Origin of the sequence: Phenylobacterium sp., from assembly GCF_013911965.1 — a bacterium.
Lineage (GTDB): Bacteria > Pseudomonadota > Alphaproteobacteria > Caulobacterales > Caulobacteraceae > Phenylobacterium.
Genome location: NZ_JACESE010000017.1, coordinates 57,915 through 67,312, shown reverse-complemented (window position 1 = coordinate 67,312; position 9,398 = coordinate 57,915). Strand labels below are relative to the sequence as shown.

Here is a 9,398-nt window from a genome sequence, read left to right as displayed (position 1 = left end):
CGCTTCGACAAGCTGGCCAGGAACTTCCTCGCCGCCGTCCTGCTCGCCTCAACCCGCCTGTGGCTCAGAGCTTATGAGTCCACGCCCTAGGGCGGCGGCTGGCGCCGATCTTGCTTAACGCCATGCGACATCCCGCCACGGAGAGCCGCACATGGTCGCGAGCATCGGCGCATCCAACCCCTTCGCAGCCAGCGCCGTCTCCCGGCCCTTCAGCCGCGACGACACCTCGATCGGGGAAGCCAAGCCGGCGAGCCCGCTCGATGAGATCCAGCAGGCCGGCGGCTTCTACGAGTGGCAGAAGAAGGTCAAGCGCGAGAAGCTCGAGGCCATGATCCGCGAGCAGGTCACCCGGGAGTTCGCCCCCGATGGGAACCTGAGCCCGGAGGACCAGCAGGCGCTGAACTCCAAGATCGCCGAGGAAATCGCCCGGCGTCTGCGCGAGGCCATCGAGCGGGAAGCCAAGGCCGAGGCCCAGACCGGCGAGGCCAAGGGCGTCATCATCGACATCGCGGTCTAGGACCGACCGCCGACCTCGCGGCGCGCGCGCCATTCCTCGCGCGTCAGCTCCCAGTAGGCGCTGCGGCGGACCGTGCCGTCGGGGCGCACGCTCTCGCGCTCGCCCATGCGGACGAAACCGGCGCCGTCGATCGCCCTGATCGAACGGATGTTGTCCAGCGCCGCGGTCAGGCCGATCAGGCGCACCCCCAGGGTCTCGAACATGAAGGCCGCGGCGTTGCCCACGCCGCCCCGGCCGCGGCCGGTGTTCTGGCGGTCGAAGCGGGCGGCGCCGGCGATCTCGGCGGCCGAGCGGTCGGGCCAGACGCTGATGCAGGAATAGCCGGCCACCTGACCGGCCTCGTCCAGGGTGACGGACAGGATGCGCTCCCCGCGTTCCTTCGCCTGCCGGCTCTCTTCCACCCAGAGGGCGATGCTCTCCCGGGTGAAAGGCCGCGGCAGGTCGTAGATCGGATCGGAGACCCGCGGGTCGGACAGCAGGGCGAGCAGGCCCTCGACATGCTCCGGACCGGCCAGCACGCGATCGTTCACCGCCTGCACCGCCGCGCGGATGGCCGCCTCTTCTTCAGGGCTCACCGACAGCACGGTCAGCGGCGGCGCGCTCATGACGCCGCCAGCGCCTCCAGGGCCTTCCCGTCCAGGCGGCGGACGGTCCACGCGTCCATGGCCGCGGCGCCCAGGCCGTCATAGAAGCCGATGGCCGGAGCGTTCCAGTCGAGCACCGACCATTCCAGCCGACCAAGGCCCTCCTCGACGCAGCGCTTCGCCAGGGCCCGCAGCAGAGCCTTGCCGGCGCCGACGCCCCTCGCCTGCGGTCTGACGAAGAGGTCCTCCAGATAGATCCCGTGCCGGCCGCGGAAGGTGGAGAAGCTATAGAACCACAGGGCGAAGCCCACCGCCGCCCCGTCCGCCTCGGCGATCTCGCAGAAGACGCGGGGGTTTTCGCCGAACAGGGCCGAGGCGATGTCCGCCTCGGTCGCCTCCACCTCGTGCAGCAGCTTCTCGTAATCGGCCAGATCCCGGACGAAGGCGTGGATCAGGGCCGCATCGGCGGGCCCGGCCGGACGGACGAAGACGGCTCCCATGCCTCAGCCGATCTTCACGCCCGGCGGCGGCTCGGAGTCCTCCGGCACGAAGAAGTCCGGCATCAGGGGCGCGGTGGGATCGACCCGGTACTTGTCGAAGTCGCGCACGCCCTCGCCATAGAGGAAGGTGTCGTCGATCAGGAAATTGCCGGTGAACTCGCGCGAGCGCTTGTTGAAGATCGCGTAGGCGGCGTCGGCCATGATGTCGGTGGTGCGGCAGCTCTTCATGCCCTCCTCGCCGGCCAGGGCGAACTGGATGGCGGCCGTGGCGATGCCCGTGCGCGGCCACAGCGCGTTGAAGGCGATCCCGTCCTCGCGGAACTCCTCGGCCATGCCGAGCACGCACATGCTCATGCCGTACTTGGCCATGGTGTAGGCCACATGGCCCTTGAACCAGCGGGGGTTCATGTCCAGCGGCGGCGACAGCATCAGGACGTGCGGATTGGCGCTGCGCTTCAGGTGCGGGATGCAGGCCTTCGACGTCAGATAGGTCCCCCGGGCGTTGACCTGGTTCATCAGGTCGTAGCGCTTCATGTCGGTCTGGAGGGTCCCGGTCAGCTGGATGGCCGAGGCGTTGTTCACGCAGATGTCGATGCCGCCGAACTTCGCCACGGTCTGCTCGACGGCGTCCATGACATTGGCCTCGTCGCGGACATCGACGATCAGCGGCAGGGCCCGGCCGCCGGCCTTCTCGATCTCTTCGGCCGCCGAATAGATGGTGCCGGGCAGATGCTTGTGGGTCTCGGCCGTCTTGGCGGCGATGGCGACATTGGCGCCGTCCTTCGCCGCGCGCAGCGCGATGGCCAGGCCGATGCCGCGGCTGGCGCCGGTGACGAACAGGGTCTTTCCTTGCAGGCTCATAGGCTCATTCCCACGGTTTCTTCCGAGACGATCCAGAGCCGTTCGGCGGCTTCCGGATCCTGGGCGTGTTCCATCACGCCGCGGTTGGGGTGCTCCGGGCTCCAGGGCGGGGCTTCGGCGCAGTCCTCCAGATAGAGGCCGCCGACGCCTTCCAGCTCCTCGCCGACGGCGGCCCAGACGCTGGTGGAGGCGCCCTGCTCCGGCGTCTTGAAGCCCTCGCGGACCTTTCCCTCCTCGTCGATCCAGCCCATGGCGACCATCTCCTCCTGGGTCAGGTGGCGCTGCAGCGGCGTCATGATGCCGCCCGGCATGACCGCGTTGGCGTTGATCCCGTGCTCGGCGAAGCGCTCGTCGAAGGCGACGGCGAAGAGGGCGTTGGCCGTCTTGGACTGACCATAGGCCTCCCACTTGTCGTAGGGGCGCTCGCGATAGTGGATGTCCTCGAAGTGGATCGGGCTGAGCCGATGGCCGATGGAGGACAGGCTGACCACGCGGGCGGCGTGATCCTCGTCGGCGGCGTTCATCAGCGCCCGCGCCAGGCCCAGGGAGAGCAGGAAATGGCCGAAGTGGTTCACCCCGATCTGCATCTCCAGATCGTCCGAGGTGTATTCCAGCGGGCAGGCCATGACGCCGGCGTTGTTGATCAGAACGTCGAGCGGCTGGTCGCCCCAGGCGTCGACGAAGGCCGCCACCGAGGAGAGGCTGGCGAGATCGAGCGTGCCGGCCACCACCCGATCGGAGCCGACCGTCTCGTTGATGTGCACCGCCGCCCGCTCGCCCGCCGAGCGGTCGCGGACGGCCAGCATGATGTCGGCGCCGGCCAGGGCGAGCGCCCGGGCCGTCTCCAGACCGATGCCGCTCGCCCCGCCGGTGACGATGATGTTGCGTCCGGCCAGATCGTGGTCGCCCGCCACCACGCGGGCCGGGGTGAAGGCCCCGAACCGGGACGACAGCAGTCCCCTCACCGGTGGCCCACCTTGCTGAAGTCGGGCTTCCGCTTCTCGGCGAAGGCGGCGAAGGCCTCCTTCGCCTCCGGCGACTTGAGCTGGTCGGAGAAGTGGCGGCCTTCGCGGTCCATGCGTTCGGCCAGGCCGACGGGATCGCGCATCAGCGCCTTGGTGATGGCCACGGCCGCCGGCGGGCGGGCGGCGACGGCCTCGGCCGCGGCCCGGGCGCGGGCGCGCAGCTCGGCCTTGGGCGCGACCTCGTTGGCGATGCCCCAGGCCACCGCCTTCTGGGCGTCGACGGCTTCGCCCAGAACGAACATGGAGAAGGCCCGCGCATGGCCGATGCGCGAGGGCAGGGTCAGGCTGGAGGCGGCCTCCGGCACCAGCGCCAGGTTCACGAAGGGCGTGGTCAGCAGGGCGTCCTCGTCCACATAGACCAGGTCGCAGTGGAGCAGCATGGTGACGCCGACGCCGACGGCGCGCCCGTTGACCGCGGCCACCAGCGGCGTCTTGGCCCGCGCCAGCGCGGCCAGCAGCGGATTGCCCCCGCGCCGCGCCTCGTTGGCCGGCCCCTCGCCCGCATTGACCGCGGCGAAGTCGGAGATGTCGTTGCCGGCGGTGAACATATCGCCTTCGGCCTGGATCAGGACGCAGCGGACCTCGCGGTCGAACTCGGCCTGATCGATGGCGTCGCCCAGGGCCTGATACATGTCGCGGGTGAGCGCGTTCTTCTTGTCGGGCCGGTTGAGGGTGAGGGTCAGCACCCCGTTGGCGGTCTCGCGGAGGACATGCTCGGTCATGGCCGGCCTTTCTTGCAGCGTTCCTTACTCCGTAAAATCCCTACGCCCTGCCGGCGCGCCCGCAAAGAGCGGGCGGCTGCGGGAGGCCCCGCGCGCCCACCGTGCGCCAGCCCCCAATTACACGCCGAGATCATGTGGAGACGAAGCGATCTACAGGCGGCTTCGGCCTTCGTCAGTCAAGCTTGGCCATCCATTTGGGAGATCGTGGGTCTTTCCGCCGGGATCTGCGAGTGGAAAGCCCCGCGGCTACTTCGGCTCCATTCATCCCAGGGTCATGTGCGAGAGCAAGACTACGTCCAAGGATCGGAGGAGCGCGGCGGCGCCATAGTTCCGCCTCGCCGAAACGCCACCTTGACCCCAATCGCCCGCACGGGCTTATGTCCGCGCGAAGGAATGACCCAGGAGATGCCCCCAAAATGAGGCGCAAGACTATCGGGCTCGTCGCAGCCCTGGCCGTCGCCGCCCTGGCCCCGGCCGTGGTGATGTCGCAGTCCCGCGACGCCGAGGTCACCGAAAAGGCCCGCACCCAAGGCATGGCCGAGGCCCCGGCCCTGGCTCAGGCCGCCGGCCTGAACTGTCAGATCGTCGACGCCCGGTTCATCGGCAAGAACGAGGACCGCAAGGCCAAGACCTCCAAGTCCTATTACGAGGTCGACTGCCAGGAGGGCATGGGCTTCGTCATGGAGGCCGACACCGGCGCCGGCTCCTACAACCTCTACACCTGCCTGGAAGCCAGCGCTCCGGGCGCGGACGGCAAGCCGTCGACCCTGGCCTGCAAGCTGCCGGGCAACCAGAACCCGCAGGCCGAACTGGCCCAGCTGGCGGCCAAGGACGGCGTCTCCTGCCCGATCGCCAACAGCCGCGCCATCGGCCGCACCTCGACCGCCACCTTCTTCGAAGTGGCCTGTCAGGACGGCGTCACCGGCTACATCCTCAACACCGGCTATCCGGCCACGGCCGACGCCAAGGTCGATGCCACCAACTGCCTGATGTACGATCAGGCCAGCACGAACATTAAGTGCGAACTGACCGACGCCGCCGCCCGCCTGCGCGTCGTGGACCAGCTGGCCCAGTCCGACGCCAAGAGCTGCGCCGTGACCGAGCGCCGCTATGTGGGCGCCACCACCGACGGCTCGAACTACTTCGAAGCCGCCTGCGAAGACGGCAAGGGCTACATCTACAAGGTCGGCACGAACGGCCAGCTGGCGGAATCCTGGGACTGCGCCCGCGCGCTGGGCATTCTCGGCGGCTGCACGCTCACCGACGCCCGCGAGGCCGCCACCGAACAGGCCGCCCTCTACACGCGTCTGGCCCAGTCGGCCGGCTTCCAGTGCAATGTGAGCAAGTATGCGGCCTTCCCCGCCCAGACGGGCAAGGACGTGGTCGAGCTCGTCTGCGACGACGGCGCCAAGCCGGGCGGCGTGGCCGTGTTCGAGGCCAGCGGCAAGGGTACGGTCTACAACTGCGCCTATGCCCCGATCGCCGGCTATCGCTGCGGCCTGAATGACGACAAGGGCGCCTACGCCCCGCTGACCGCCGATCTCAAGAAGGTGGGCAAGGACAGCTGCGTCGTCTCCAACCAGCGTCTGGTCGGCAAGACCGCCGACGGCTCGGCCTATATCGAAGTGGCCTGCGCCGACGGTCTGGCGGGCTACATGATCCAGTACAAGCAGAACCCGATCACCCCGGCCGAGGCCATCGGTTGCGCCTTCGCCAAGGGTATCGCCGGCGGGTGCAAGCTGCCCGGCAACACCTGATCGGACGATCAGCCAAACGACTGAGGGCCCGCGGATCACCGCGGGCCCTTTTTCTTTGCCCGGCCTGATGTCGCGGCCTCGGCCGCTCAGCCGATCGCGGCTTCGATGAACATTGGTCCCTTCTCGCGCATCGCGCCCGCGAAGGCGGTCTCGAAGGATTCCGCCGTCTCGCAGCGCACGGCGGGCAGCCCCATGGACCTGGCCATGGCCACCCAGTCGATGCGCGGATCGCCCAGATCCAGCAGCTTGGCCGCCGAGGGCCCCGCCTCCCCTGCCCCGGTGCGTCCGAGCTCGATGTTGAGGATCCGGTAGGCGTGGTTGGCGAAGACCACGACGGTCACGTCGAGATTCTCCCGCGCGATCGTCCACAGACCCTGGACCGTGTACATGGCCGCCCCGTCGCCGTTCAGGGACAGGACCTTGCGGTCCGGGCAGGCCACCGCCGCGCCGATGGAGAGCGGGATCGCCTGACCGATGGCGCCGCCGGTGAGCGCCAGCACCTCGTGCGGCGCGGCCGTGTTGGTCTGGCTGGCGACGCCGCCGCCCGACGTGACCGAGTCGTCGCAGATGATCGCGCCCTCCGGCAGGTGGCGGGCGATGGAGGCGCCGGCGGCCTGGGGCGTCATCGGACCGGTGGGCGGCGCCTCGGGCCGCTTCAGCGGCTGGACGGGTCCCGCCTTGGGCGCGCCGAGCGCATCGGCCAGCGCGCGCAGCCCTTCGACGGCGTCCTCGCTGCGGGCGGCCAGGGTCTTCAGTTCGCAGCCCTCGGGCACCAGCAGGCTCGGCCGGTCCGGATAGGCGAAGAAGGCCACCGGCTGGGTCGTGCCGGCCAGCAGCATCAGGTCGGTCCCGGCCAGATCGGCCAGGGCCGCCTCGCCGAAATACTGCATCCGCCCCGGCTGGAAGTGACCCGCGCCCCGCGGCTGGCGGGCCACGAAAGTGTCGGCCAGGACGCGGACGCCGTGGGCGGCGAGGCGGGCGGCCTGGACCATGCCTTCGGCGCGGCACGCCTGGCCGCCGATCAGCACCACCGGCTTCTTCGCCGCGCGAACCGCGCGCGCGGCGGCTTCCACGGCCTCGGACGACGGCGCAGGTCGTGACGGCCTCTGCGCCTTCACCGCCCCGACCTTGGTCTCCGTCCAGGCGGAATCCGCCGGCAGGATCAGGCTGACCGGACCGCCGGGCGGGCCGAAGCTGGCGGCGACGGCTTCGGCGGCCAGGGGCGCGACGTCATCGGCGCCGTCGGCCGACTTCACCCACAGGGAATTGGGCCCGACGATGGTCGGGATGTCGGAGTTCAGCGGTGCGTCGTACTGCCGGTGATAGGTGGCGTGGTCGCCCACCACATTGACCAGCGGCGTATAGGCCCGCCGCGCATTGTGCAGATTGGCCAGGCCGTTGCCGTAGCCGGGGCCCAGGTGCAGCAGGGTGCAGGCGGGGCGGTCGGCCATGCGGCCGAAGCCGTCGGCCGCGCCGGTGGCCACGCCCTCGAACAGGCAGAGCACCGGGCGCATCTTCGGCTGGCCGTCCAGGGCGGCGACGAACTGCATCTCGCTGGTGCCGGGATTGGCGAAACAGGCGTCGACCTCGTTGGCCAGCAGGGTCTCGATCAGGGCGTCGGCGCCGTTCATCAGTCAAACACCATCACTTCGGGGGGCGGGGGATCGGCGAAGAGGCGGACGACCGCCTCGGCGCGACGGGAGCGGGCGAGCGCCTGGGCGATATAGCCCTTGTCGGTGATCTCGCCCGACGCCGCGTCGGGCCCGTCCGGCAGGACGATGGCGCGCGCGATGCGGCCCGAGGAGCCCTTGGCCTGGGCGTTGAAGGCGGCGAGACCCTTGCGGACGGCGGCCTCCACCGCTTCCCGCGGCGTGCGGGGATCGGGATAGAGGAGCAGGCCCAGATGTTCCTGCCCCTCGCCGCAGACGACCGCGTCGGTCACCGCCCCGCCGATGGCGGAGATGGCCCCGATGCGCAGTTCGCCCACGGCCACGAAGGTGCCGCTGGCCAGCTTGAAGTTCTCCGAGATGCGGCCGTCGAAGACGAGGCCCTGCTTGGGCCGGTCGGGGTTCACGAACCTGGCCGCATCCCCCAGCACGTAGAAGCCGTCCTCGTCGAAGCACTGGGCCGACAGTTCGGGGCGGCCGAGATAGCCGGAGGTGACCTGCGGTCCCTTGACCCGGAACTCCAGCTTGCCGGCGACGGGGACCAGCTTCACCGACGTGCCGGGCACGGGCAGGCCGATCAGGCCCATGCGGTCGTTCTCCCAGTGGACGTTGCAGGCCGTGGGGCCGGTCTCGGTGGCGCCATAGCCGCTGGCGAAGCTGACCTTTTCGCCGATGGTGCGGATGGCCACCGCCTCGATCCGGTCGGCGATGCCCTGGCCGAGGCTCGCGCCGCCATACTGCATGACGCGGACCCTGGCGAAGAAGCTGCGCGCCAGGGCCTCGTCCTTCTCCAGTTCGTCGACGAACAGCATCCAGCCGGACGGCACCATGTTATGATAGGTCGGCGAGATCTCCCGCAGGTTCCGCACCGTCTCGGAAAAGCGCGAGGCCGTGGGCTGGCCGGCGTCGATATAGAGCGTGCCGCCGCGGGTGGCGCACATGTGCAGGATGGAGTTGGCGCCCAGACTGTGGCTCCAGGGCGCGGAGTTGACGATGACCGGCGGCTCGTCGTCCTCGAAGCAGGCGGCGATCTGGGCGGAATTGTAGGCCATGTTCCGCTGACTGATGATCACCGCCTTCGGATGGCCGGTGGAGCCGGAGGTCAGCAGGTACTTGGCGGCATCCTCCGGACGGGCGCAGGGCGCGACCGGCGCGGCGTCCGCAAGCCGCGAGAGCGGGATGTGGTTCGGCCTGGCCTTGGCCCCGGCGATCACCGGCAGGCCCTCCAGCACCGGCGCCGACAGGCCCGTGGCGAAGAGCTCAGCGTCCTCCACATAGACGGCCGCCGGCTTCAGCACCTCGGCGGCGTGGGTCAGGCGGGCGAGATTGGCGCCGGCCAGGCCATACTGGGGCGACACCGGCGCGGCCGGCGTGCCCTGGCTCATGGCCGCGTACTTGATAAGCGCGTGGTCGATGCCATTGCGGGCCAGGATCAGCAGGGGCGCAGGCCCAGTGAGCCCCAGCGCCTTCAGTCCCCCGGCGATGGCCCCGATCTTCGCCAGCGCCTCGGCATAGGTGAGCGTGCGCCAGCCCTCGGCGCCCTCCGCCGGCCGCTCGGCCAGCCAGACCCGGTCCGGCGCCAGCCTCGCCCAGTGGGCGATCGGCTCCATCACCGTGGCGAAATCCGCAGAAAAGGGCGTGGGATTGGTCAGGACGATGGTCCCGTCCGCCCGGTTCTCCACCTCCAGCCGCCGCGGCGCATAGCGCGGGTCGCGGAAGGGGGCCGTCTCGATGCGCAGTTCGGCGTCCATGTCAGCTTTATGGA

9 protein-coding genes and 1 pseudogene are annotated in these 9,398 nt (G+C 70.0%); 3 read left to right on the top strand and 7 right to left on the bottom strand.

The features are described 5' to 3' along the window. A pseudogene (locus H2041_RS15845) lies at positions 1–90 on the top strand (IS5/IS1182 family transposase); the annotation flags it as partial. Between the two features lie 61 nt (positions 91–151). After that, a complete protein-coding gene (locus H2041_RS15840) occupies positions 152–517 on the top strand; it encodes a hypothetical protein (protein ID WP_293414334.1) in 366 nt (121 codons plus the stop codon). Here the strand turns inward: H2041_RS15840 and H2041_RS15835 are convergent. Genes H2041_RS15835 through H2041_RS15815 form a run of 5 tightly spaced genes read right to left on the bottom strand, consistent with a single transcriptional unit; the run spans position 514 to position 4,209 of the window. After that, a complete protein-coding gene (locus H2041_RS15835) occupies positions 514–1,122 on the bottom strand; it encodes a GNAT family protein (protein WP_293414332.1) in 609 nt (202 codons plus the stop codon). The genes H2041_RS15840 and H2041_RS15835 overlap by 4 nt on opposite strands. Next, positions 1,119–1,601 (bottom strand): GNAT family N-acetyltransferase, encoded by a 483-nt coding sequence (locus H2041_RS15830; RefSeq protein ID WP_293414330.1) that lies wholly within the window; start codon positions 1,599–1,601, stop codon positions 1,119–1,121. Before H2041_RS15830 ends, H2041_RS15835 begins: the two co-directional genes overlap by 4 nt. 3 nt (positions 1,602–1,604) lie before the next feature. Then, positions 1,605–2,462, bottom strand: coding sequence for an NAD(P)-dependent oxidoreductase (locus tag H2041_RS15825; protein WP_293414328.1), 858 nt, complete (start codon positions 2,460–2,462; stop codon positions 1,605–1,607). Further along, positions 2,459–3,427 (bottom strand): oxidoreductase, encoded by a 969-nt coding sequence (locus H2041_RS15820; RefSeq protein WP_293414326.1) that lies wholly within the window; start codon positions 3,425–3,427, stop codon positions 2,459–2,461. Before H2041_RS15820 ends, H2041_RS15825 begins: the two co-directional genes overlap by 4 nt. Next, positions 3,424–4,209, bottom strand: a complete 786-nt coding sequence (locus H2041_RS15815; protein ID WP_293414324.1) for an enoyl-CoA hydratase-related protein — start codon at positions 4,207–4,209, stop codon at positions 3,424–3,426. Before H2041_RS15815 ends, H2041_RS15820 begins: the two co-directional genes overlap by 4 nt. Positions 4,210–4,625: 416 nt before the next feature. On the opposite strand from H2041_RS15815, the gene H2041_RS15810 reads away from it, so the two are divergent. Further along, positions 4,626–5,966: a hypothetical protein gene (locus tag H2041_RS15810; protein WP_293414322.1), complete on the top strand. Its 1,341-nt coding sequence runs from the start codon at positions 4,626–4,628 to the stop codon at positions 5,964–5,966. Positions 5,967–6,052: 86 nt separating this feature from the next. On the opposite strand, the gene H2041_RS15805 is transcribed toward H2041_RS15810, so the two are convergent. Both H2041_RS15805 and H2041_RS15800 read right to left on the bottom strand, forming a co-directional pair. Next, positions 6,053–7,597, bottom strand: coding sequence for an acetolactate synthase large subunit (locus H2041_RS15805; protein WP_293414320.1), 1,545 nt, complete (start codon positions 7,595–7,597; stop codon positions 6,053–6,055). Next, positions 7,597–9,384, bottom strand: coding sequence for a feruloyl-CoA synthase (locus H2041_RS15800; RefSeq protein WP_293414318.1), 1,788 nt, complete (start codon positions 9,382–9,384; stop codon positions 7,597–7,599). The genes H2041_RS15805 and H2041_RS15800 overlap by 1 nt, the downstream gene beginning before the upstream one ends. Positions 9,385–9,398: the final 14 nt, after the last annotated feature.

Excerpts from the sequence above, each read along its gene's own strand:
- H2041_RS15810 (WP_293414322.1), top strand. The coding sequence starts at position 4,626 with ATGAGGCGCAAGACTATCGGGCTCGTCGCAGCCCTGGCCGTCGCCGCC.
- H2041_RS15805 (WP_293414320.1), bottom strand. The coding sequence starts at position 7,597 with ATGAACGGCGCCGACGCCCTGATCGAGACCCTGCTGGCCAACGAGGTC.
- H2041_RS15830 (WP_293414330.1), bottom strand. The coding sequence starts at position 1,601 with ATGGGAGCCGTCTTCGTCCGTCCGGCCGGGCCCGCCGATGCGGCCCTG.
- H2041_RS15840 (WP_293414334.1), top strand. The coding sequence starts at position 152 with ATGGTCGCGAGCATCGGCGCATCCAACCCCTTCGCAGCCAGCGCCGTC.
- H2041_RS15825 (WP_293414328.1), bottom strand. The coding sequence starts at position 2,462 with ATGAGCCTGCAAGGAAAGACCCTGTTCGTCACCGGCGCCAGCCGCGGC.
- H2041_RS15815 (WP_293414324.1), bottom strand. The coding sequence starts at position 4,209 with ATGACCGAGCATGTCCTCCGCGAGACCGCCAACGGGGTGCTGACCCTC.
- H2041_RS15835 (WP_293414332.1), bottom strand. The coding sequence starts at position 1,122 with ATGAGCGCGCCGCCGCTGACCGTGCTGTCGGTGAGCCCTGAAGAAGAG.
- H2041_RS15800 (WP_293414318.1), bottom strand. The coding sequence starts at position 9,384 with ATGGACGCCGAACTGCGCATCGAGACGGCCCCCTTCCGCGACCCGCGC.